Raw genomic sequence first — 22,519 nt, 5'->3', positions numbered from 1 at the left:
CGAAAATGCGAGTGGTGAGGGCGGTATGACTGCCCCGATTCGCGTCCTGGTGTGGGGTGAGAACCACCACGAGAAACACGATGAGATCCCGCAGCGGATCTATCCCGAAACGATGCACGGCACGATCGCCGCTGGACTTCGCCGCAGTCTCGGCGCGCAGGTCGTGGTCGAGACGGCAACCCTCGATGACGTCGAGCACGGTCTTACGGACGAACGGCTCGCGCGCACCGATGTGCTGCTGTGGTGGGGACACATACGTCACGATGTCGTCTCCGACGAGGTGGTCGCGCGAGTGCATAGGCACGTCCTCGGCGGCATGGGTCTCCTCGCGCTGCACTCGGCGCATTTCTCCAAGATTTTCATCGCTCTGATGGGCACCACCTGCACTCTTCGCTGGCGGCAGGGCACGGACCGGGAGCTCGTCTGGACGGTCGCGCCGACGCATCGGATCGCCGAAGGTGTCGCGCAGCCGATCGTGCTGCCCGCACAGGAGATGTACGGCGAGTTCTTCGACGTGCCGACGCCGGATGACCTCGTCTTCGTCTCGGGATTCACCGGCGGAGAAGTGTTCCGTTCCGGCATGACGTTCAGCCGGGGCCACGGACGGATCTTCTACTTCTCGCCGGGAGATCAGGACTATCCCGTCTACCACGAGCCGAACATTCAGAGGGTGCTCGCCAACGCCGTCCAATGGGCGCATCAGACGCGCCCCCGCATCGCACCGCGCATTGCGATGCACCAGACCAACGACTTCGACACTCCTCGCGAGTGGGACGGGACACCCCTGTGAGCGCTGACCAGATCCGCGACGTCGTCGTCGTCGGAGCGGGAGGGATGGGCAGAGCCTGGCTCGACACGATCGAGAGGCGCGCGGATCTCCGGGTCAGCGCCGTCGTCGACGTCATGGAGGGTGCCGCCCGCGCGGCGATCGATGAACGCGAGTGGGATGCGCCCGGCTTCACGTCCGTGCAGCAGGCGCTCGCCGAGGTTCACGCAGACCTTCTCCTCAACGTGACCATCCCGGAGGCGCACCTCGAGGTCAGCGCGGCTTCTGTTCACGCCGGGGTGCCCGTGCTCAGCGAGAAGCCAGTCACGCCCACCGTCGCCGAGGCGATCCGGCTGGCAGCGCTCAGCCGGTCACAAGGCGTGCTTGTCGCGACGAGCCAATCGCGGCGCTACTCCCGTGGCATCACGGCTTTCCGGGGCGCGCTGAATCTGCGTGGTGGCGCGGAGCAGCTCAACGCGCAGTTCTTTCAGAACCCACGTTTCGGTGGCTTCCGGGATCGGATGGCGCACCCGCTGCTGATCGACATGGCAATCCACACCTTCGATCAGGCGCGCTATCTGCTCGGCGTCGAACCGGTCTCGGTGTACTGCGAAGAGTTCAATCCTTCCTGGAGCTGGTACGACGGGGCAGCTGCAGCCGAGGCCGTCTTCGAATTCGACGGCGGCGCACGCTTCTCCTATGCCGGCAGCTGGTGCGCCGACGGTCTGCAGACCTCCTGGAACGGTGCGTGGCGGGCTTCCGCCGAGGGCGGCACCGCCACCTGGGACGGCGAGACCGAAGTGCGAACGCAGGGGCGCGACGAGGAAGAACCGACGAACTCGGTACTTGCCGGCGGGCCCGAGGGCCTGGATGCCGCGCTCGAGGAGTTTCTCGCGGCCCTGGACGGCGGACCGACGCCCTCAGGCGAGATTCAGCGCAACATATGGAGCCTCGCGATGGTGGAGGCGGCAATCGCCTCGGCCGAGAGCGGGCAGCGCGTCGTCCTCGACGACATCTTCGCGGCGGCACTCGCCGAGGCACGTCGCACGGCATCCGATATCGACGACCTGGATGCGCTCACGCAATGGGGGAAGACATGGACGGACGATCGATCCGCGATGCACCGGGTGCAGCAATGACACTCACTCATGTGGCCATTGGTGACGCGCAACTCGAACGCGGCGTCTTCGACGACCGTCGCCGGCTCAATCGTGACTACCTGGCGACACTGCGCGAATCTGCGCTGCTTCAGAACCACTACATCGAAGCAGGTATCGGCAGCCAGCTCTGGCATCTGCAGCCTTCGCGCGACTCCGCGGACGCGCGCGGTCTCGATCGGCATTGGGGTTGGGAGACTCCGGGAGCCCTCCTACGAGGGCATTTTCTCGGACACTGGCTGTCGGCGGTCGCCCGCGAAGTCGCGGTGACCGGCGACGCAGCGCTGCGCGCCAAGCTCGACACTGTGCTGGACGGGCTCGAGCGCTGTCAGCGCGACAGCGACGGTGAATGGGTGTGGGCGATTCCGCCGAGCTTCCTCAGCCACCTGGAGAAGGAGCGTTCGGTCTGGGCGCCGCAGTACAACATGCACAAGACGCTCATGGGGCTCGTCGACGTATACCGCGACCTCGGCGACGAGCGGGCTCTCGCGATGGCGAAGCGCGCGACGCAGCCCTTGCTGCGTTGGGTGCGCAGCCTGGATGATGACGCATTCCAGCGCATTCTCGAAGTCGAAACAGGAGGGATGCTGGAGGTCTGGGCCGACCTGTTGGAGGCCACCGACGACCCGGTCTACCGCGAACTGCTGGAGCGGTACTACCGCAAGTCGCTCTTCGATGGGCTGCTGGACGGACGCGACATGCTGACGAACATGCATGCCAACACGACCATCCCCGAGATTCTCGGTGCGGCCCGTGCATACGAGGTCACCGGTGCTGAAGTCTGGCGCCGCATCGTGGAAGCGTATTGGGACTGGGCGGTCGTTCGCCGAGGCACGTTCTGCACCGGCGGACAGACCTCTGGCGAGATCTGGACACCGCCATTCGCATTCGCTGCTCGTCGTGGGGACAAGACGCAAGAGCACTGCGGCGTGTACAACATGATTCGTCTCGCCGACGTCCTGATGCGATGGACAGGCGACCTCTCCTACGCCGACTACATCGAACGCAACCTCTATAACGGCATCCTCGCCCAACAGAATCCGCGAACCGGTATGGTGGCCTATTTCCTCCCGTTGGAGGGCGGAGCGCGGAAGGCGTGGGGGAGCCCAACCGAAGACTTCTGGTGCTGTCATGGCACGCTAGTGCAGGCGCACACCCGCCACGCGGAGCTGGTCTTCTACACGGCAGATGATGGCACCCTCACGATCGCGCAGTTCATCGCCGCGCACGCCCGGGTGGCGGTCGATGGTGGAGTGGCAGAAGTACGCGTCAAGCTGCTCGACAACGCGGAATACGTTGGCCCGGACTCGAACGCCGGGGCGGCCGGAGATCTTCATCGTCCGTCTGCTCTGCGGATCAGAGTGGAGATCGATGGGCCCGAAGCACCGCTGCGCGTGCGGCTACGTATCCCGGAGTGGATCGAAGGTGTGCCGTTGACCTCGAACGATGCGCTGTTCGAGACCGTCGACGGGGTGCTCGTGCTCAACCACCCTGGTGGACGAAGCAGCGTCGACATCGCTTTCCCGTTCTCGCTGCGAACGGTGGCGATTCCCGACGAACCCGAGACAGTCGCCTTCATGGAGGGGCCGGTCGTCCTCGCGGGGCTCGTCGACCGTGAGATCTCGCTTCGTGGAGACCTGGATGCGCCGGCAGCGCTGCTCAGACCCGATGACGAGCGACATTGGACGCAGTGGCGCACGCGCTATCGCACGGCCGGGCAGACGGCCGGCATTCGCTTCTTGCCTCTGCACGAGGTCGTCGACGAACAGTTCTCGGTGTACTTCCCGATCACGACGCACGCGTGAAGAAGGCGGGCGACAGCACCGCTGTCGCCCGCCTTCTGTACCAGTTCAGTCGAGCTGCAGCTCGATCGTCGCGAAGGAGTGCGGCGGAAGAGTCACGGTCAAGGCTCCACCCTCCAGTCGCACATCGAGCGGCTTCGGCGCCACGCGCCCAGGGGCATCGGCGTCGTTGAAGTCCGAGGTGCTCTCGCCGGTCAGCACCCGCGCACGCGCAACAGTGGCGTTGCGCCCGCGCAGGTCGATATTCACCGTGCAGTCGTCATCGGTCGACATGTGGGTGAGGGAGAGCAGCGCGTTGCCGTCCTTGGTCGATGCCGACATCGAAACGAGCGGGAGTTCCTGGCCGCGCACTTTCTGGGACGGCGCCTCGAGCAGATGCGTGGTGAGCTGCTGCGCATCCTGATGGCCCTTGTTCATCTCGAACACGTGATACGTCGGGGTGAGGACCATCGCCTCCCCGTCGGTGAGGATCATCGCCTGCAGCACGTTCACGGTCTGCGCGATGTTCGCCATCGACAGCCGTCGGGCGTGACGGTGGAAGATGTCGAAATGCAGACCCGCGACGAGGGCGTCCCTGACGGTGTTTTGCTGGAACAGGAATCCAGGGTTGGTCCCCTCCTCCGCATTCCACCAGGTACCCCACTCATCGCAGACGAGGCTGACCCGGTTGAGGGGATCGTATGAGTCCATGACGGCGATATGCCCGCTGATGACGCGTTCCATGTCGGCGGCGTATGCCATCGTCTCGTAGAACTGCGTGTCGCTGAACCCACTCGCGTCCTCCGTGTTGATCCCGGATCCGGAGTGCGTGTAGTAGTGGAACGAGATCGCCTGATAGGGAAGGTTCCCGTACAGGGTGCAGCCGTGGCATTCGGTGAGCGTCTTCATGAGGACGCGTGTCCAGTCGAGGTCATCCTCGTTGGCGCCGGCCGCGATGCGAACCAGCTTGTTCTTGCCGTGGTTGTGGCAGAACGTCGCGTAGCGACGCGCTTCCTCTGCGTAGTATTCCGCGGACATGTTGCCGCCGCATCCCCACGCCTCGTTGCCGAGTCCCCAGAACGGCACAAGCCACGGCTCATCGCGACCATTCTCACGGCGCAGTCGTGCCATCGGGCTGTCATCGCCGCGAGTCAGGTACTCGACCCATTCGGACATCTCCTGAACCGTGCCGCTGCCGACGTTGCCGTTGACGTATGCGTCGGTGCCGAGCAGGTCGCACAGGTCCATGAACTCGTGCGTCCCGAAGTGGTTGTTCTCCACCACGTCGCCCCAGTTCGTATTGGCGATCTTCGGACGATCCTCACGCGGGCCGATGCCGTCGCGCCAGTGGTACGTATCGGCGAAGCATCCTCCAGGCCAGCGGAGGTTGGGGATGTTGAGATCGCGCAGCGCCTCCACGATGTCGAGGCGGATGCCACGCTCGTTCGGGATGGCGGAGTCTTCGCCCACCCAGAAGCCGTCGTAGATGCAGCGGCCGAGATGCTCGGCGAAATGCCCGTACACGTGGCGGCTGATCTGATGACCGGTCACATCTAGGTCGATGATCGCGCGCGCGGAAGAAGTCAACGCGTTCTCCAATGATTTTCGGTGGTGAGGGGGACGAGCGACGGACGCTCCGCGGTGGTCGTGAGATCGATTCGTCGACCGGAACGTGCCGACTCCATCAGTGAGGTCATGATCTCAAGCACGTGGAGAGCGATGGTGCCGTCGGCGCGGCCACCGCCTCCTGAGGTGAAGTCGAGCAGGCCGATGCCGCGCCCGGCATTCTCATAGCCGGCGCGGGGCGTCACTGCCGTCCACTGACCTTCACGGGGGCGGCGCAGACGCACCTGGCCGTTGAAGTTATTCGGATCCGGCAGGGAGAGAGTGCCGGTCTCACCGTGCACCTCGATCGGCGCGGCATCCGTCGCTGCGCCGTCGAAGCTGAAGGTGACCGTCGAGACGGCACCGCCGACGTGCTCGAGAATCCCGGTGACGTGGGTGTCGATCTCGACAGGGATGTCTTCCCCCGCGCGAGGCCCAGACGCGATGCGTCGCACGCTCTTCGGCCGTGAAGACGCACCGGATACCCGCGCGACCGGGCCGAGGAGGTGGAACAGAGACGTGAGGTAGTACGGGCCCATGTCGAGCATGGGACCACCGCCAGGCCGGTAGTAGAAGTCGGGATTCGGATGCCATGCCTCATGTCCCGCCGAGACCCAGGTGGCCACGGCCGCGACCGGGCGGCCGATCTCGCCATCATCCACGACGGCGCGGGCGGTCTGGATGCCGGTACCGAGCACAGTGTCGGGCGCAGAGCCCACCCACGCCGAGCCTGCAGCGTCGATGATGCCGCGGGCCTCCGGCATGGCGGGCGCCAAGGGCTTTTCGCCGTACACGTTTTTGCCGTGCTGCAGTGCAGCCAGCGCGACCTCTGCGTGGGCCGCGGGAATCGTCAGATTCAGGACCGTCTGCACGTTCGGGTCGGCGACGAGTTCGTCGACCGTCAGTGCGCGACAACCTGGGAACTGAGCGGCGACCGCGGCAGCCCTTCCCGCGTCAAGATCCGCTGTTGCAGCGATCCGCACACCGGGGTGTGCTCCCAACGTCTCCAGATACTGGCCGGAGATGACTCCTAGACCGACTATTCCGATACCGTGCGGCTCGCCCACAGCATTCCTCTCTCGATGATTGTGCGGACGTTGACGTCACGCAATATGACGGGGCTGTGCCCCGGTGTGGCAACGAAGATCCGGCCCTGGCCCCACTCGCGTGTCCAGACGGCGGGAGAAACGATGGGGCGATGCCACGGATGGTACGGCTGCACAGGGTGCGTGGTCGTCGCCAGCACATCGTTGAGATCGTCAGTGAGCACCCAGTACTGCTCTGTGCGCAGGGTGAAGTCTTCGAGGCCGGCCATGATCTCGTGATCGCGGCCGAGATCGGTGAGATCCACCGTGTAGCAGAGGTAGTTGTCCGTCTCGTCGCCCGCGCAGGAGTCGGGATGCTTCGACGGATGCGTCGCGAATTGTCCGCCGATGAGCTGGAGGTAGTCCGAGTTGTTGCGGTACGAATCAGCGATGCCGCCGTGCCAACCGGCAAGACCTGTCCCACGCTCGACCGCCCGGCGTAGACCCTTGAAAGCGTCGGCGGAGATGCTGGACATCGTGACCGACTGGACGATGAGGTCGATCTCCGTCATCACGTTCTCATCGGCGTAAACCTCGTTTGAGTCCTCGACGCGTACCTCGAAGCCGTTCTGTTCGAGAAACGGAAGGAACATGTCGGTGGATTCCACCGGACGGTGGCCTTCCCAGCCGCCCCGGACGACCAGGGCCTTTCGAGCGGTCATAAGAGTGCTCCTTCCACTGCGGTATATCTGCTCTCTGAGGAGGCGCTGCGCTCAACGGCATCCAGCACGCGCTGCACGTGGGCTGCCTCCTGGAAGCTCGGATTTGGTGTGTGCTGGTCTGTGATCGCGCGGACGAAATCAACGATCTGATGGGTGAAGAGGTGTTCGTAGCCCAAGCCGTGTCCGGCCGGCCACCATGCGCCGGCATACGGGTGCTCTGGTTCCGTGACATCTATGCGGCGGAAGCCCTGCTCGCCGGCGGGCAGAAGCGCATCGTAGAACTGCAACTCGTTCATGAACGAGAAGTCGAAGGCAACAGATCCTCGGTCGCCATTGATCTCGATGCGATTGGCATTGCGATGGCCGGTGGCCATCCGGGTCGCCTCGAAGACGCCCAACGCGCCGTCCGCGAAGGTGGCGGTGAATGCGGTGGCGTCGTCTACTGTGACGGCTTCGCGCGGCGCATCCGCACCTCCGTGTCCGCCGAGACCGACGCGTTCATCCAGGCGAGGCCGCGTGGGAACGAACGTCCGGAGCATCGCGGAGACCCCAGTGATCGATGATCCGGTCAGCCACTGGGCGGTGTCGATGCTGTGAGCGCCGATGTCTCCGAGCGCACCAGAGCCCGCGCGCTGCCGGTCCAGGCGCCACGTGAACGAAGCATCGGGGTCACTCAACCAGTCCTGCAAGTACTGCGCGCGGACGTGTCGAATCTGCCCGATCCGCCCTTCCTCGATGAGGCGTTTGGCGAACGCCAGGGCAGGCGTGCGTCGATAGCTGAATCCACACATGCTGACGACCCCACGGGCGGCGGCGAGCGCTGCGGCATCCGACATGCGGTCGGCGTCGATGGTGTCATTGGCGAGTGGCTTCTCGCACAGCACGTGCTTTCCCGCGGCGAGAGCGGCCAGAGCGATTTCGGCGTGCGTGTGCCCCGGCGTGCAGATGTCGACGATGTCGATGTCGTCGCGGGCGACTGCCGCTGCCCAGTCGTCGGAGGACTCTGGCACACCGAACTCGGTGGCTGCGGCGGCAGCGCGAGCACCGTCGCTGCCGACCAGGAGCGCGACCTCCGGTGCAGACGAAAGATCGAAGAACCGGGGAGCCGTTCGCCAGGCATGGGCGTGCATGCGCCCCATGAATCCGGTTCCGATGATGGCTACCCGCAGCGTCGTCGTCATTGAACTGTTCCTTCGCCATTGATGGGTGCGTAAGTGGATCGCGAGAAACATTGCCAGTTTCGGTGGCGGAAGTCTCAGAAATTGCGCAAAATAGGCAAATGCCCCGCCCGCTTCGAATCACGCTCGCCCGCGTGGCGGACGTCGCCGGTGTCAGTGTGTCGACGGCGTCACGCGCGTTGCGAGGGCGCGGTGACATGGCACCTGATACGAGGTCCCGCGTCCTGCAGGCGGCACGCGCGCTGGGCTACACCGTCGCGGGTGAATCACGCGGACGCCCGCGTGGCGGTACATCCCTCGTCTTCGACCTCGTACTGGGGCACTTCCACGATCCCTACACCGATGAGGTGACGGCTGGCGCGCGTACTGCCGCGGCACAGTTGCGGTACGATCTGGTGCTCACTGCCGAGCGCGACGACCCCAGTGACGATTGGCCCCAGCGAATCCGATCGCGGGGCACTGCCGGTGTGATTCTCGGGCTTATCGCGCCCACCGCACCGCAGATGGCTTTGATGCGTCGTGCGGGAATTCCCGTCGTACTTCTTGAACCGCCTTCGGAAGCGCCGATGAAGCTGCCGAGCATTCGCACCACCGATCACGCGGGTGGGGCGGCGGCCGCGGAACACCTGATCGACCGAGGAGTTCGACGGTTCATCGTCATCGGAGGTGCGCCCTCCTACCGGTATGGCCGCGGTCGGGTGGAAGGGTTCCTCGAGACCCTCGCCAAGGCCGTCCCCGGTGCGCCTTATGTGCGCACGGACGCTGACTGGAGCGCGATGGAGGCATGGCGCTCCTGCGCCCGTGCGCTCACCGAGCTCGGCGGTGCAGGGCCGATCGGGCTCTTCGCGTGTTCTGACGAGATGGCTGCCGGGGCCTACCGCGCGATTGCTGAGGCCGGTCTGATGATCCCCCGAGATGTGCTGGTCATCGGGTTCGACGACGTGCGCGGCGCCCGGTGGTTGCATCCATCGCTGACGACGATCCGGCAACCGATCAGGGAGATGGCGGCTGCGGCAGTGCACACTCTTGCCAGGGCCGTAGCAGGCGACGAAATCGACGACGAGGTGATCAGCCTTCCCACAGAGCTCGTCGCCCGTGGATCGACAAGGGCGACGTTCATTCCCTCGGTCTGAGATCGATCTCTAGGCTATCTTTCACCCTGCTGATTGAGCAGAATGGAATCATGCGCGCCGCAAAGATCATCCATCTCACCGCCGAGAATGTCTCCATCATCGTTGCTCAACTCGAAGATCGTCTACCGATAATCGTGCACTGGGGAGTGCGAATCATCGCTACCGACGAAGAGCTGCGCGCCTTCGTTCTCGCCGAGGAACGCCCGGGAATGAGCGGAATATCTGACGTTCCATACCGTCCATCGATCTTGCCCGAGCACTCCTCCGGCTGGTTTGGTCGCCCGGGGCTTGAGCTGCATCGGGACGGGGCCGCGTGGGCTCCACGCTTCTCGGTTCAGTCGATCGAAGTAGACGGTGTGCCGCTGAGTGGCGGCGTCGCGCAGAGCGGCGCGGGGTCCTTGTCTGTTGTAGCAGTCGATGAGTGGGCGCAGATTGCACTGAAAGTGGAGATCGATCTCATCCCGGCAGGTCTGCTGCGAACGCGAGCACACGTGCGCAACACCGCCGAGGGGTCGGAGACACTGCATGTGCAGTCGGTATCGGTGTCTCTTCCGATTCCGGTGTGGGCGAGCGAGGCGCTCGACTTCACCGGAAGATGGGCGCACGAGCGCATCCCGCAGCGGCATCCGGTCGTGCGCGGCACGCACTTGCGGGAATCGCGGCGGGGGAGAACGGGGCTTGACGCAACGATGGTCGTCGCTGCCGGTGTTCCTGGCTTCTCGTCTGATGCCGGCGAAGTATGGCTCGCACATGTCGGGTTCAGCGGAAACCACGAGCACGGTCTCGAACGCGGCGACGCTGCGCTTGCGTTCCGTGGCGGCGAGCTTCTCCTGCCCGGTGAGGTGAGGCTGGCCAGTGGCGAGGAATATGCGACCCCGTGGGTCTTCGGCAGCTACGGCGTCGGACTCGACGAGGCCGCCGCACGCTTCCATGCGTATCTGCGATCGATGTCCCGATCCTCGACCCGCCCTCGCCCCGTCACGCTCAATGTGTGGGAGGCGGTGTACTTCGACCAAGACTGGGACACTATCGTCGAGCTGGCTGAGCAAGCGGCAGATCTGGGCATCGAACGTTTCGTGTTGGACGACGGGTGGTTCCAGGGTCGCCGGGACGACCGCGCGGGCCTGGGAGACTGGTCCGCCGACCCCTCTGTGTGGCCGGATGGGCTGCGCCCGCTCGCCGACCGAGTTCGAGAGCTCGGAATGGAGTTCGGGCTGTGGGTCGAGCCGGAGATGATCAACGAAGATTCCGATCTCGCTCGGGCTCACCCGGACTGGATTCTTCGCGCGCGGCCCGAGCTCCCCGCGCTCTTCCGATTCCAGCAGGTGCTGGACCTCACGAACCCCGATGCTTACGCGCACATCCTTGGTGTCTTGGACGGCCTTGTCTCCGAGATCGGCGTTGCCTATCTGAAGTGGGACCACAACCGAGACCTGATCGAGGCGGGCCATCCCGAGACCGGAGGCGCCGCCGTTCATGCGCAGACGCTCGCGGTGTACCGGATGCTGGACGAGCTCCGCGAACGTCATCCTGCGCTCGAGATCGAGAGCTGCGCGTCGGGTGGCGGTCGGGTCGACCTCGGCATCCTCGAGCGCACAGATCGGGTGCACCCCTCGGATAGTCACGACCCCGTCGATCGGTTCCACATCCTGCGATGGACTGGGCTGCTCGTCCCGCCGGAGATGCTCGGCTCGCATGTCGCCTCTGCGGTATCAAGCGTGACAGGACGCTCGCACAGCCTGCACTTCCGTTGCGCCGTGGCATTCCTCGGGCATTTCGGAATCGAGTGGGATGTCCGAGAATTGTCTGGGCATGAGCGTGACGAAATTCGGCATTGGATTGCACTTCACCGTCGGTTCCGCGGGCTCATTCAGACTGGCCGTCAGGTCGGTGGCGGAGAGCTCGACTCATCAGGCCCCGCAATGCGCGGCGTCGTAGCTGCGGATCGATCAGAAGGTCTGTTCACGATCGTGACCCCCGCTGCGACCGCGGAGACCCGGACTCGCGTGCGATTCGCGGGACTCGACGACGACCGCAGTTACCGGGTGGCCGTCAGCGCCTCGGAGACGCTCGGCCCCCCATGGCAAGTGTCGGACTGGCTCCGTGACGCACCCGCCCTCGGCGCCGAGGATGACCCGCGGCCGCTCTCCGGCGCGATGCTGCGTCTGGTCGGTCTGGAGTTCCCGACGTTCCATCCCGAACGTGCGGCGATCGTCCACCTCAGCGCAGCCAGCTGAGGTGGACGATCGCGGTGCGTGAGGCGCGCGCTCAGCCCTTGAAAGCGCCGTCCATGATTCCCGCGACCATTCGGCGGCCAACGAAGAAGAACACGATCAGCAGCGGGAGCGTGGCAAGGAACGACCCGCCCATTGTCAGCGCCAGGTCGATCGTGCGGTTGGCCTGCAGCTGCTTCAGCGCGATCTGCACGGTGAACAGCTCTGGCGACTTCAATACGATGAACGGCCACATGAAGTCGTTCCATACCCCGGTGAAGGTGATGAGTCCGAGTACGAACACGGCCGGGCGAACGACCGGGAACCCGATCCGCCAGAAGACCTGCCAGCTGTTGCAACCGTCGATGCGCGCGGCGTGCATCAGCTCGTCGCTCAGAGTCGTTGCCATGTGCTGACGCATCCAGAAGATTCCGAAGGCGCTCGCGAGCCCTGGCACGATGATCGCCTGCAGCGTGTCGACCCAATCTAGCCACGAGATGATCAGGTACTGCGGGATCACGCTCAGCTGCGCCGGCACCGTCATCGTCAGCAGCACGATGACGAACAGCGCGTTGCGTCCGCGGAACTCGAGCTTCGCGAATGCGAACCCGGCCAGTGCGCACAGGAGCGAGGCGATCACCGCGATCGAGAGGGACACGATGACGCTGTTGAGCAGAGATTGGAAGAACGGGACCGTCTCGAAGACTTTTTGCGCGATGTCGAAGAAATTGAACCCGGGGTACAGTCGCGGCGGGATGGATGTCACCGCGGACGCACCAACTGAAGCGATGACGAACATGTAATACAGCGGGAAGACGCTCGCCAGCACAGCGATGATGAGCATCGCATAGACGAGCCAGGAGACCTTCCCGACCCGTCCTCCGCGCTTGCGCGGACGTTTGACCGGCGCGGCGAACGCTTCCTGTGGGGACTGAGGGATTGCCTGATCGACGACGTCGGACATCAGCTGGCCTTCCGTGTGCGGGTGGTAAGGAAGAAGTTGATGAGCGACACGATGACCACGATGACGAAGAGCGCGACGCCGATCGCCGAGCCGTAGCCGAACTCAAACTGTCCGAAGCCCTGTTCGTACAGGAACAGCGCCAGCGTCTGACACTGTCGTCCGCCTCCGCAGGTGAGTCCCGATTCCGGAGCAACGAGCAGTGGTTCTGTGAAGATCTGCAGCCCGCCGATCGTAGACATGATGACGGTGAAGATGATCATCGGGCGCAGGGAGGGGATCGTCAGATGGATGAACTGCTGCCAGCCCGAAGCACCATCCACAGATGCTGCTTCATACATCTCTCGAGGCATGGCCTGAAGCCCGGCGAGGTAAAGGAGCGTGTTGTAGCCGAACCAGCGCCACATCACCATCGATGAAATGACGATCCACGACCCGACCTGCGTCGAGAGGAAGTTGACTGGATCAATCCCGAACAGGTCCAGCACCCAGTTGATGAGACCGAAGTTCTTGTCGAATATCTGCGCGAACACGAGCGCCGTCGCCGCCACCGAGGTGATGTACGGAATCAGCAGCGCCATCCGGAAGAAGTTCGCCATCTTCAGTGCGGCGTGGTTGAGGAGGTGTGCGAGTCCCAGAGCCAGGAGTAGCTGCGGGATCGTCGAGATCAGGAAAATGCCAAACGTGTTCACGAAGGCGTTCCAGAATCGCGGATCCTGGAAAAGGCGCTCGAAGTTGGCAAGCCCCACGAACGTCTGTTCCCCGATCGGGTTCCAATCGAACAGTGCGACGTAGAACGTGAAGACCAGGGGGAACAGCCCGAAGACCGCGAAGATCACGAAGAACGGCGCGATGTACAGGTATGGCGCCGCACGCTCGGCTCGGGACTGGCGGATTCGTCGTGCCGGTGGGTGGTCGCGCTTGCGGATTTTTTGGACGGGGATGGCGGTTGCTGTCTCGGTCATCTTCGTACCTCGGTCAGGGTGGTGGCTCGACGTTCGACGAGCCACCACCAACGGGAATGGGGGTCAACCACCGAGTGATGCCTTGGCGCTGTCCAAGGCGGCCTGCCAGGCGTCGTCAGGTTTGACGTTTCCCACCTCCATGTCGACGAGAACGTTGAGCAGTGCTCCACCGATGGCGCTGGTGTCCGGCCCGTTGTAGAACGAGTTGAACTGCAACACGGAGTCGCTGATGACCGCACCGACCGCGGAATCCCCATAGAACGGATTCGTGTACTCGAGGACCTCAGGGCTCTCCAGCGCATCTTTGGCGGCAGGGAACGTGCCTGTCGTAGCGAAGTGCTCGGTCTGTCCTTCCGGTGACAGCATCGTTTCGATGTACTTCCAGGCAGCCTCGGGGTTCTTCGCTCGGGCCGGGATCGCGATGACACTACCGCCCCAGTTGCCGCCGACGCCCGGGATCGAAGCAATGCGCCAGAGGCCCTTGGTGTCTGGCGCATCATTCTCGATACCGGAGAGGATCCATGAAGGAGCGGTTGTGACGGCGAACGCGCCGTTCGCCCTGCCGGGCGCCGAACCGGATGACCACGCTGCGATTCCGGCGCTGATGCCAGCGTCGTACGCGCGGACGGCGATGTCGAACGCTTCCTCGACCTCAGGGTTGGTGTCGTAGACCAGCTCACCGTCGGGAGAGTAGTACTTCTCGGAGACCTGGTTGACGGCCGAGAAGAACACGGAGGTCTCGACGTTATCGACGAACGGCTTGCCGGTCGCTTCGGTGTATTTCTCACCCATCTCGATGAAGCCGTCCCAGGTCGACCACATCTCCGCGACCTCCGCCGGGTCAGTCGGCAGGCCCGCTGCCTCGAAGAGGTCGGCGCGGTATGCGAAGCTCAGTCCGCCCACGTCGGTCGGGATGCCGATGAGCGAGCCGTCCTCGGCGGTCGCAGCGTCAACGGCCCAGTCGAGATAGCTATCGCCGAGGTCGTCACCGCCCAGGGTGCGCAGGTCGAGGAAGTTGCCGGCGTTCTCGACGAACTTGGGCAGATCGTCGGTCTGGATCATGACCAGATCCGGAACCTTGCCTCCCGCGAGTGCTGCGGTCAGTGCAGTCGCGGTCTCGGTTGTGCTACCGACCTCGGAGAGCTTCACCTTGGCGTCTGGGTTCTCTTCCAGATAGCGGTCGACGGAGTCCTTCTGTCCGATTCCAGTGAACGACCAGAACTCGAACTCGGCATTCGGGTCGTCGGATCCAGCGCCGGTTCCTCCAGACGAGCATCCGGACATTGCGAGCGCGAGCGCGCCCACCAGTGCGACGGGTAATGCGATTTTGCGACGGTTCACAAACTGCTCCTCTTCTTCGGGGACATGTGATCAGGGGCCATGTGATTACGGGACATGATGATCGGGAGAGAACGATCTCTCAGGGGCACACGATAACCCGCGTGTCCATGGAAAGGCAACCCCCAGTTCGACGAACCGGGCTCTCTGCGCGGGGGAGGACCACGTCCAGCGTTCAATGGACTGGAACCCGTCCGGGCGGATGTGCAAGTATGCAATGATCAGCAACGTGAGAGATCGATCTATCACAATTCGCAGATCACCTGGGAGAGGGAGTAATGGCTAGACCCACGATCATCGACGTCGCCAAAGCCGCCGGCGTCTCTCGCGCCACTGCAGCGCGCGTGCTGGCTGGCGCCACCAACGTCGATCCGGCCATGACGTCTGCCGTCGCTCGCGAGGCAGCGAGCCTGGGCTACGAGACGAACTTCGCCGCGCGGATGCTACGCGGAGGCCGCGCCGGAGCGATCGGTCTGGTGATCGCGTTCAACCAGCTCGGCAGTATCAACGGCACGTTCTTCGCCTCCGCACTGAAGGGCGCTGCGAAGGGCCTCTCCGCGGGCGACGTACAGCCGGTGTTGCTGCCTGCAGACGACGAGGACCGCGACAGGATCCCCAAGTTTCTCCGATCGGGCGCCGTTGATGGCGTGATCGTCATCCTCCAGCACGAGATCACGCACCTGGTCGATGCGCTGGCCGATTCTCCCGTGCCGATCGCCTGGGTGGGGAGACCGCACGGCGACATCGGCCCCGACTCCATCGTCGTCGACTCCGACAACTTCGGGGGTGGCATCCTCGCCGCGCGTGCGCTCGTAGAGGCCGGACGGCGAAAGATCGGCATCATCACCGGCCCACCGGACATGGAGCAGGCGAACCAGCGCACACGAGGCTGGACAGAGGAATTGACGCGCTCCGGCATCGCTCCAGGACCGATGGTCCACGGCGATTTCACCGTCGACAGCGGCATGGCGGCGATGACCAGGCTTCTGCAGCGTGCACCTGATCTCGACGGCGTCTTCGCGTCATCCGATTTGATGGCAGCTGGCGCGATGCGCGTGCTGCAGGCGGCGGGACGTCGTGTCCCGCTGGATGTGTCGCTCGTCGGATTCGACGACGTGCTCATCGCCACTACCTCAGAGCCGCCGCTGACCACTGTGCGTCAACCGCTCGAGGAGATGGGGCGGGCAGCGGCCGAGGCGCTGATCGCGACCGTCTACGGACGCGTGGCCGAGAAGGAGCAGATTCTTCCGACGACGCTGGTCCGCAGAGAGTCGCTGTAGGCCCATGACCGCGGCCCGTAGACGCAAGGTGGTCGTCAGCACCGATGCGAAGAACGAGGCGGACGATCAGTTCGCCATCGTGCACGCGCTGCTCACCCGGACTCTCGATGTGCGCGGTGTGCTTCCTGCGCACTTCGGCAGGCAGGGGAGTCTCGCAGCCTCTCGCCAAGAGGTCGACCTGCTCCAGCAACTTCTCGGAAGTGCACGGCAGCCGGCCTCCGTCCATGATGGTGCCGAGGCAGCACTACCAGATGCCGGCACCTCGGCCCCTTCGGCGGCATCGCGGTTCCTCGCGGAGGAAGCAGCCGCGGACGATCGACGTCTGTGCATCGCCGTGCTTGGACCGCTCACCGACGTGGCATCCGCTCTTCTCGAGTATCCGGAATTCCAACAGCACGCTCCTCTGGTGGTCTGGGTGGGCGGACCGCCCTATGAAGGTGTCGTCGGCTATTCACCCGAATTCAACCTGATCAACGATGTCCATGCCGCGAACGTGGTGATGGCATCCGGCGTCGAGGTCTGGCAGGTTCCGATGTCGACCTACACGATGATCGGGGTCGGGCATGCCGAACTGGAGGAACGACTGCGCGGGACGAGCCCGCTCGGGGACTACCTCGTCGACCAGCTCGTGGAATTCAACAGCACCGTCGAATACGGACCCATGGATTTTCGATCGCTCGGTGACAGCCCGGCGATTGGTGCGCTGATGAATCCGCTTGCTGCGCGATGGAGTCTGCGTCCGCCGCCACGGTTCACGGCCACTGGAGAAATGGACGGCACGCATGATGAGGGGCGTCGCATTCGGGTGTGCGAAGCATTCGATACACGGTGGCTGATTGAAGACATGTTCGCCAAGATCCGCGCGTTCGGTGCTGGCACCCGCGCTGCCGCTTCAACATGACAGACCTCCGGTTCGAGACCCGAACGCCAGCGCCGACGTGGGAAGACGGGCTCATCGTGGGCAGCGGCCGGGTGGGCGCCCTGGTCCATGGCAGCCCACACCAATTGCTCGTGTCCTTCGCTCACGAGCGGTTCTTCCTCCCCGCGAATGCGCGACCTGCCGCACCCGACCTCAGCCCTGTGCTCCCCGAACTGCGTGAGCGCCTGCTCTCTGGCGACAGCGCTGGTGCATCCGACCTCATGGGCGACGCCGCGAGAGCAGCCGGATATGACGGGCTGGTGTGGACAGATCCGCTCGGCATGTGCGCGACCCTGTCGCTGACGATGCAGGGAGGAGTCGCGAGCTTCTCTCGCACGATCGATCTGGCGCGCGGAACTGTCTCCGTGTCGTGGGCTGATGATCATGGCGGATCTCATCGGGTACACCTCGTCGCACCGCGAGGATTCGATACGGTCTGGATCGCGATCGAATCCGACCGCCCGTCCGAGATCGTGGCGTGCCTGATGCTTGATGCCGCAGACGCCGACCCAGCGGCATCCTTCGCTCCCGACTACTCGGGCACCGTGTCTGCGGCCGTTCATGCCGGAGGTCCGGGACTACTGGACGTTCTCGACAGCGATGGCACCCGGCTGGCCTCGGTGCAGGCGACTGCCGCCGCCACCTGGATGCAGGGGCAAGGGCCAAAAGAGCTGAGCGCCCACCTCGAAGCCTCCCCCGGGTGGATGCAACTGCTGCGCTTCGACATCTCGGTCGTGGGCCGTCCCGCTCTCCCCGCTCCAGACGCGGACTGGGAGAGCATCCTGGAGACGCAGACCGCCGGCCATGAAGCGCTCGTACGCTCCTCGATGCTCGACCTGAACGGCGAGGGCGACACAACCGTGGAGGAGGTGTGGGACGCCGCCCGCTCCGGTGATCCAGCGGCCCGCCGACGCGCAGTGGAAATCGCCTACGCGTCAGGGCGGTCCCACATCATCGCCGCGACCGGAGAACTGCCGCCAACCCTTCAGGGCGTGTGGCAGGGGACGTGGAAGCCGGCCTGGTCGGCGGACTACACGCTCAATGGCAACGTGCAGAACGGTGCGCTCGCGGGCGTCATCCCGACCGGTACGCCGGAGCTTGCCCGTTCGCTGCTCGACCTGATTCTGCCGTTCCTCGATGACTACCGAGAAAATGCCGCCCGAATCTTCGGCGCAGAAGGGATGTTGCTGCCATCCCGGATGTCGACCCATGGCAAGGCCGATCACTTCAACGCACAGTTCCCCCACCTGTTCTGGGTGGGATGCGGTGGCTGGGTGTTGCGATTCGCCGCCGATATCGTGTCGACCACCGGGGATCGGACCGTGGTCGATGACCGGTTGTGGGCGCTGGTGGAGGGGGTGCTGCGGTTCGGGGAGACGGCCACGGAACTGCGTGACGATACGCGTCATTTCGTACCGAGCTATTCGCCGGAAAACACTCCGACGGATCAGCGCTCGCCGTTGGCAGAGGACAGCACGATCGATGTCGCCATCTTCCGTGATGCCGCACGATCCGCCGAGATACTCGGCCGCGCCCGTGACGATGACTCCCTGAACGCGCGGTGGGCCGCGCTCAGCGGGAGTCTGCCCGATTATCGGATCGCCGACGATGGCACCCTCGCCGAATGGAGCAGCGGTCCGTGGCAGGAGAACCTCGCGCACCGGCACGTATCCCAGCTCTACCCGCTCTGGTACGAGGCGGATGCCGCGTTCGAAGGCGAGCATGCTCCGGCGCTCCGTGCGGCCGCACTGGCAACAATTCACAGCAAGATCGCCTGGCGTGCTGCTGATCCCACGCCTCCACCCGGACGAATGGAGATGGCTTTCGGACTGGTGCAGCTCGGCATCGCGGCCGCGGCGCTCGGCGATGCCGCGTCAGCACTGAGGTGCGCAGAATGGCTGGCCATTGACCACTGGCGTCCCAGCCTCACCACGACGCACGACGCCGGAAAGATCTTCAACCTCGATGCAAGCGGTGGCCTTCCGGCGGTCGTTGCCGCGATGCTGTTCTCGTCGACTGCCGACACGCTCACAGTGCTCCCCGCGATCCCGGAGGAGTGGGAAAGCGGCGTCATCACAGGATTGCGAGCGCGGGGCGGTGTGGTCGTGGACCGGTTGGAGTGGGATCTGGATGGATGCCTGATCGATCTGCGACGGCTTCCGGAGGCCAGGTGGCTCAACCCCGAAGGCCGGCTCGAGCTGCGATCCGGCCGCGCCTTCGGTATCGACGGTCAGGAGGGTCGTGACGTGGTGCTGTATCCGGGGCAATCCACCACGCTTCGCCTGCGATGGACGTCTGTGGCTTGACGGCGCCGCGTGCTCGCCGTGCCACCCCAGCCCCTTCCCACCTGCCACCGCGTACCCTGGACACATGACTGAGTCCTCCGCCATCCGCTCGACGGGTCCCGCCAAACCGCAGGTGCGTCCGCGGACAGAGGGCTGGACCCAGAAGAAGGACGAGAGCGGGCGTCCACTGCTGCAGTTCGCGAGCCCGAAGCGTGGCAAGCCGCCCGTGCACCTCGCTGACCTCACGCCCGACGAGCGCGTCGAGAAGGTCAAGGAGCTGGGGCTTCCCGGCTTCCGCGCCAAGCAGCTGTCCACCCATTACTTCACGCACTACACCTCCGATCCGGCTGCGATGACTGACCTTCCGGCCGATACCAGGCAGCAGCTGGTCACCGGCATGCTGCCCCCGCTGCTCACCGAGGTGCGGCGTCTGGAGACAGACAAGGGCGACACCATCAAGTTCCTCTGGCGCCTGCATGACGGCGCCCTCGTCGAGTCGGTGCTGATGCGCTACCCGGGCCGGATCACGCTGTGCGTGTCGAGCCAGGCCGGGTGCGGCATGAACTGCCCGTTCTGTGCCACTGGCCAGGCGGGACTGACCCGCAACATGTCGTCTGCGGAGATCATCGAGCAGATCGTCCGCGCGAACCGTCTGATCGCCGAAGGTGGTCTGGGCGGCAAGAAGTCTGATGATCACAGCATGGAGCGTGTCTCCAACATCGTCTTCATGGGTATGGGAGAGCCACTCGCGAACTACAAGCGAGTGATGGATGCGGTGCGCACCATGGTCGAGCCGCAGCCGAACGGCCTGGGCATGAGCGCCCGCGGCATCACCATTTCGACCGTCGGGCTGGTTCCCGCCATCCGCAAGCTCTCGAACGAGGGCATCCCGGTGACGTTCGCACTGTCGTTGCATGCTCCGGATGACCACCTGCGCGACGAGCTCATTCCGGTGAACTCGAAGTGGAAGGTCGACGAAGCACTGGATGCTGCGCGCGAGTACTACGAGAAGACCGGCCGTCGCGTGTCGATCGAGTACGCGCTCATCAAAGACATGAACGACCACGCATGGCGCGCCGACCTGCTCGCCACGAAGCTCAATGAGCGTGGCCGCGGCTGGGTGCACGTGAACCCGATCCCGCTGAACCCGACTCCTGGTTCGGTGTGGACCTCATCTACCCGCGCGGTGCAGCACGAGTTCGTACGCAGGCTCAACGACGCCGGCATCCCGACCACTCTCCGCGACACCCGCGGCAAGGAGATCGACGGGGCGTGCGGTCAGCTCGTCGCCACGACCGAGGATGAGGCCGCGGCCGCAGCCATGTGAGCGCTCGGCGCATCCGCGGATGATGCGGCGAGGGACACCACCGCTGCGAGGGTTCTCGCGCGCTGCGCGGGGTGGGCGCGAGCGTGTAGCGCCATCGATCGCACCAAACTGATGATGGCCGGCTCGCGGGTGATGCGAGTTCCGGACAGCGACGCATCGAGATCGCGCGTCCAACGGCTTCCCGTCAGGGCCTCCTCCAGCGCCCGCAGGGGAACGCGGATAGACCCATCACTCAAACGAGAATCGTCCTCGGCGAACCATTCCAGAAGACGTTCAATGGTCCAATCAAGGGAGATTGGCGCAGGAAACGCGATTTGAGGGTTCGATGGCTCGTTCATTGGACCAGAATGCTTTGATATGAGCATCGATCACAGTGCCAATCTCCGGCTGGTGGACCATCGATCGGCCACAGCGGACTCCGAGCGGCTCGCCGCCCGACTGGGGCGCTGGTCGCACGGCGACGGGACGCTCGCCGGTCGGCTCGCCCGCGCGATCGCGGTCCTCGTCGAAAGCGGCGAACTCAGGCCCGGTGACCGGCTGCCGGCCGAACGGACCCTCGCGGGCGTGACATCGGTGTCTCGCGGTACGGTCGTCGCGGCGTATGCGGAACTCGCCGAGCGCGGCGTCGTCGACCGGCGTCAGGGCAGCGGCACGAGCATCGCCGGGAGCGCGGGGTCGCTGCCGAGCACGGCGCGCTCCGGCCGAGGTGAGGCGCTGTTCTCCGCACTGCCGTCTGCTATCGATCTGCTGCGCGGCGTACCGCAGATTCCGGATGCCGGAGTCGACATCATTCGCGCCCACGCCCCGTCGCTCGATTTGGCGACCCTCACTGAGGCAGACCCAGCCGGTCTCCCCGTCCTCCGGCAGCGAATTGCTGACCTGCTCACCGTCGAGGGCACGCCGACGACGCCCGAGCAGATCCTCGTCACCCACGGAGCACAGCAGGCGATCCATCTGCTCGTGAGTGAGATCATCGCTGCGGGTGATGTCGTGCTCGCCGAAGAAATCACCTGGCCCGGCATGTCCGACACCGTTCGCCGACAGGGTGGCCACGTCTATGGGATCCCTCTGGGCCCAGACGGCATTGACGTCGTCGCCCTCGAGGCGGCGATCGTTCGGATGCGACCGGTGCTTGTCGCGTTGAACCCGCACCATCACAACCCGACGGGAACGCGGATGCCGGCGACCACACGACAGCGGGTGGCCGAGCTTGCCGCTGAGTACGGCGTGCTCGTTCTCGAGGATCGCGTTCTCGCCTCGGTGTCCTTCGACGGGATCGTGCCGCCATCGATCGCGGCGCTGCGTCCAGACGCGCCGATCATCGTCGTGGAGTCGCTGTCGAAGTGGGCGTGGGGCGGGCTGCGCGTCGGGTGGATGCGTGCGGATCCGGTGCTGATACGCCGGCTGCGCGCCACGCGCCAGCTCGCCGACCAATCCACCAGTGTTCCCGCGCAACTGCTCGCGCTGGACCTGCTCGAGCAGGCTCCGCTGCTGCGCCGACAAGTGAGTGCCGCGCACGCGCTGGCACTGCAGCGTTTGCAGACACAGCTGGCCGAGGAATTGCCGGAGTGGCGTTACACCCCGCCGCGCGGGGGCCTGTCGCTGTGGGTGGAACTCCCCGGCGGATCGGCCGAGGCGTTCATCCGCACCGCGGCCGTACACGGAGTCGCGGTCGCAGGCAGTGCGGAGTTCGCGGCTGGCACTTCGCCCGACGACCACATCCGCATCCCGTTCACCGCGCCGGAGGAGGAGCTGGCAGAGGGCATCCGCCGTCTCGGCGAAGCGTGGCGGGAATTTCGAGAGCTGTTGTGACGGTCGCGGGGGGGGGGGGGGGGGGGGGGGGGGGGGGGGGGGGGGGGGGGGG

General features: G+C 64.9%; 18 protein-coding genes. 10 read left to right on the top strand and 8 right to left on the bottom strand.

Features of this window, described 5'->3' with window-relative positions; genetic code table 11:
* The first annotated feature begins 25 nt into the window (after positions 1-25).
* The 3 genes from AC1C2Q_RS07520 to AC1C2Q_RS07510 are packed head-to-tail and all read left to right on the top strand — an operon-like array spanning position 26 to position 3,728.
* Positions 26-790 (top strand): ThuA domain-containing protein, encoded by a 765-nt coding sequence (locus AC1C2Q_RS07520; RefSeq protein ID WP_495449584.1) that lies wholly within the window; start codon positions 26-28, stop codon positions 788-790.
* Positions 787-1,905, top strand: coding sequence for a Gfo/Idh/MocA family protein (locus AC1C2Q_RS07515; protein ID WP_495449583.1), 1,119 nt, complete (start codon positions 787-789; stop codon positions 1,903-1,905). Before AC1C2Q_RS07520 ends, AC1C2Q_RS07515 begins: the two co-directional genes overlap by 4 nt.
* Positions 1,902-3,728 carry a beta-L-arabinofuranosidase domain-containing protein gene (locus tag AC1C2Q_RS07510; protein ID WP_495449582.1) on the top strand — a complete coding sequence of 609 codons (1,827 nt, stop codon included), beginning with the start codon at positions 1,902-1,904 and terminating at the stop codon, positions 3,726-3,728. The genes AC1C2Q_RS07515 and AC1C2Q_RS07510 overlap by 4 nt, the downstream gene beginning before the upstream one ends.
* 45 nt (positions 3,729-3,773) lie before the next feature.
* On the opposite strand, the gene AC1C2Q_RS07505 is transcribed toward AC1C2Q_RS07510, so the two are convergent.
* Genes AC1C2Q_RS07505 through AC1C2Q_RS07490 form a run of 4 tightly spaced genes read right to left on the bottom strand, consistent with a single transcriptional unit; the run spans position 3,774 to position 8,237 of the window.
* A complete protein-coding gene (locus tag AC1C2Q_RS07505) occupies positions 3,774-5,291 on the bottom strand; it encodes an alpha-N-arabinofuranosidase (RefSeq protein WP_495449581.1) in 1,518 nt (505 codons plus the stop codon).
* Positions 5,288-6,376: a Gfo/Idh/MocA family protein gene (locus AC1C2Q_RS07500; RefSeq protein WP_495449580.1), complete on the bottom strand. Its 1,089-nt coding sequence runs from the start codon at positions 6,374-6,376 to the stop codon at positions 5,288-5,290. The genes AC1C2Q_RS07505 and AC1C2Q_RS07500 overlap by 4 nt, the downstream gene beginning before the upstream one ends.
* Positions 6,349-7,056, bottom strand: a complete 708-nt coding sequence (locus tag AC1C2Q_RS07495; protein WP_495430452.1) for a ThuA domain-containing protein — start codon at positions 7,054-7,056, stop codon at positions 6,349-6,351. Before AC1C2Q_RS07495 ends, AC1C2Q_RS07500 begins: the two co-directional genes overlap by 28 nt.
* Entirely contained in the window at positions 7,053-8,237 is a 1,185-nt protein-coding gene (locus tag AC1C2Q_RS07490) for a Gfo/Idh/MocA family protein (RefSeq protein ID WP_495430451.1), read from the bottom strand. The genes AC1C2Q_RS07495 and AC1C2Q_RS07490 overlap by 4 nt, the downstream gene beginning before the upstream one ends.
* Before the next feature lie 98 nt (positions 8,238-8,335).
* Here AC1C2Q_RS07490 and AC1C2Q_RS07485 point away from each other — a divergent pair, with 98 nt between their 5' ends.
* Together AC1C2Q_RS07485 and AC1C2Q_RS07480 are read left to right on the top strand one after the other, a co-directional pair.
* The gene (locus AC1C2Q_RS07485; protein WP_495430450.1) at positions 8,336-9,367 is read left to right on the top strand and encodes a LacI family DNA-binding transcriptional regulator; all 1,032 of its coding nucleotides are present in this window, start codon (positions 8,336-8,338) and stop codon (positions 9,365-9,367) included.
* A gap of 50 nt (positions 9,368-9,417) precedes the next feature.
* Positions 9,418-11,604, top strand: coding sequence for an alpha-galactosidase (locus AC1C2Q_RS07480; RefSeq protein ID WP_495449579.1), 2,187 nt, complete (start codon positions 9,418-9,420; stop codon positions 11,602-11,604).
* Positions 11,605-11,635: 31 nt separating this feature from the next.
* Here the strand turns inward: AC1C2Q_RS07480 and AC1C2Q_RS07475 are convergent, their stop codons facing one another.
* From AC1C2Q_RS07475 to AC1C2Q_RS07465, 3 genes are all read right to left on the bottom strand, one after another.
* Positions 11,636-12,544, bottom strand: a complete 909-nt coding sequence (locus AC1C2Q_RS07475) for a carbohydrate ABC transporter permease (protein WP_495430448.1) — start codon at positions 12,542-12,544, stop codon at positions 11,636-11,638.
* Positions 12,544-13,506 carry a carbohydrate ABC transporter permease gene (locus AC1C2Q_RS07470; protein ID WP_495430447.1) on the bottom strand — a complete coding sequence of 321 codons (963 nt, stop codon included), beginning with the start codon at positions 13,504-13,506 and terminating at the stop codon, positions 12,544-12,546. Before AC1C2Q_RS07470 ends, AC1C2Q_RS07475 begins: the two co-directional genes overlap by 1 nt.
* Positions 13,507-13,569: 63 nt before the next feature.
* Complete coding sequence (locus tag AC1C2Q_RS07465; protein ID WP_495449578.1) at positions 13,570-14,847, bottom strand: ABC transporter substrate-binding protein; 1,278 nt, start codon at positions 14,845-14,847, stop codon at positions 13,570-13,572.
* A 275-nt stretch (positions 14,848-15,122) separates the two neighbouring features.
* Between AC1C2Q_RS07465 and AC1C2Q_RS07460 the strand changes: the two genes are divergently transcribed.
* The 4 genes from AC1C2Q_RS07460 (at position 15,123) to rlmN (ending at position 20,655) form a co-directional block, all read left to right on the top strand.
* Positions 15,123-16,124 carry a LacI family DNA-binding transcriptional regulator gene (locus tag AC1C2Q_RS07460; RefSeq protein WP_495430445.1) on the top strand — a complete coding sequence of 334 codons (1,002 nt, stop codon included), beginning with the start codon at positions 15,123-15,125 and terminating at the stop codon, positions 16,122-16,124.
* A 4-nt stretch (positions 16,125-16,128) separates the two neighbouring features.
* Positions 16,129-17,025, top strand: a complete 897-nt coding sequence (locus tag AC1C2Q_RS07455; protein ID WP_495449577.1) for a nucleoside hydrolase — start codon at positions 16,129-16,131, stop codon at positions 17,023-17,025.
* Complete coding sequence (locus AC1C2Q_RS07450) at positions 17,022-19,349, top strand: glycosyl hydrolase family 95 catalytic domain-containing protein (protein ID WP_495449576.1); 2,328 nt, start codon at positions 17,022-17,024, stop codon at positions 19,347-19,349. The genes AC1C2Q_RS07455 and AC1C2Q_RS07450 overlap by 4 nt, the downstream gene beginning before the upstream one ends.
* 64 nt (positions 19,350-19,413) lie before the next feature.
* Positions 19,414-20,655 (top strand): dual-specificity RNA methyltransferase RlmN, encoded by a 1,242-nt coding sequence (rlmN, locus tag AC1C2Q_RS07445; RefSeq protein WP_495449575.1) that lies wholly within the window; start codon positions 19,414-19,416, stop codon positions 20,653-20,655.
* On the opposite strand, the gene AC1C2Q_RS07440 is transcribed toward rlmN, so the two are convergent.
* Entirely contained in the window at positions 20,607-20,993 is a 387-nt protein-coding gene (locus tag AC1C2Q_RS07440; protein ID WP_495430441.1) for a hypothetical protein, read from the bottom strand. The genes rlmN and AC1C2Q_RS07440 overlap by 49 nt on opposite strands.
* A 19-nt stretch (positions 20,994-21,012) precedes the next feature.
* On the opposite strand from AC1C2Q_RS07440, the gene AC1C2Q_RS07435 reads away from it, so the two are divergent.
* Positions 21,013-22,467: an aminotransferase-like domain-containing protein gene (locus AC1C2Q_RS07435; protein ID WP_495449574.1), complete on the top strand. Its 1,455-nt coding sequence runs from the start codon at positions 21,013-21,015 to the stop codon at positions 22,465-22,467.
* Positions 22,468-22,519: the final 52 nt, after the last annotated feature.

This window comes from Microbacterium sp. Y356 (assembly GCF_059445355.1).
Note: the sequence above shows the minus strand (reverse complement) of the source record. Positions and strands in the feature narration are given on the sequence as shown.

Coding starts and splice junctions, on each gene's coding strand:
- AC1C2Q_RS07520 (WP_495449584.1), top strand. CDS start 26: ATGACTGCCCCGATTCGCGTCCTGGTGTGGGGTGAGAACCACCACGAG.
- AC1C2Q_RS07510 (WP_495449582.1), top strand. CDS start 1,902: ATGACACTCACTCATGTGGCCATTGGTGACGCGCAACTCGAACGCGGC.
- AC1C2Q_RS07495 (WP_495430452.1), bottom strand. CDS start 7,056: ATGACCGCTCGAAAGGCCCTGGTCGTCCGGGGCGGCTGGGAAGGCCAC.
- AC1C2Q_RS07490 (WP_495430451.1), bottom strand. CDS start 8,237: ATGACGACGACGCTGCGGGTAGCCATCATCGGAACCGGATTCATGGGG.
- AC1C2Q_RS07485 (WP_495430450.1), top strand. CDS start 8,336: ATGCCCCGCCCGCTTCGAATCACGCTCGCCCGCGTGGCGGACGTCGCC.
- AC1C2Q_RS07480 (WP_495449579.1), top strand. CDS start 9,418: ATGCGCGCCGCAAAGATCATCCATCTCACCGCCGAGAATGTCTCCATC.
- AC1C2Q_RS07475 (WP_495430448.1), bottom strand. CDS start 12,544: ATGTCCGACGTCGTCGATCAGGCAATCCCTCAGTCCCCACAGGAAGCG.
- AC1C2Q_RS07470 (WP_495430447.1), bottom strand. CDS start 13,506: ATGACCGAGACAGCAACCGCCATCCCCGTCCAAAAAATCCGCAAGCGC.
- AC1C2Q_RS07460 (WP_495430445.1), top strand. CDS start 15,123: ATGGCTAGACCCACGATCATCGACGTCGCCAAAGCCGCCGGCGTCTCT.
- AC1C2Q_RS07455 (WP_495449577.1), top strand. CDS start 16,129: ATGACCGCGGCCCGTAGACGCAAGGTGGTCGTCAGCACCGATGCGAAG.
- AC1C2Q_RS07450 (WP_495449576.1), top strand. CDS start 17,022: ATGACAGACCTCCGGTTCGAGACCCGAACGCCAGCGCCGACGTGGGAA.
- rlmN (WP_495449575.1), top strand. CDS start 19,414: ATGACTGAGTCCTCCGCCATCCGCTCGACGGGTCCCGCCAAACCGCAG.
- AC1C2Q_RS07440 (WP_495430441.1), bottom strand. CDS start 20,993: ATGAACGAGCCATCGAACCCTCAAATCGCGTTTCCTGCGCCAATCTCC.
- AC1C2Q_RS07435 (WP_495449574.1), top strand. CDS start 21,013: ATGAGCATCGATCACAGTGCCAATCTCCGGCTGGTGGACCATCGATCG.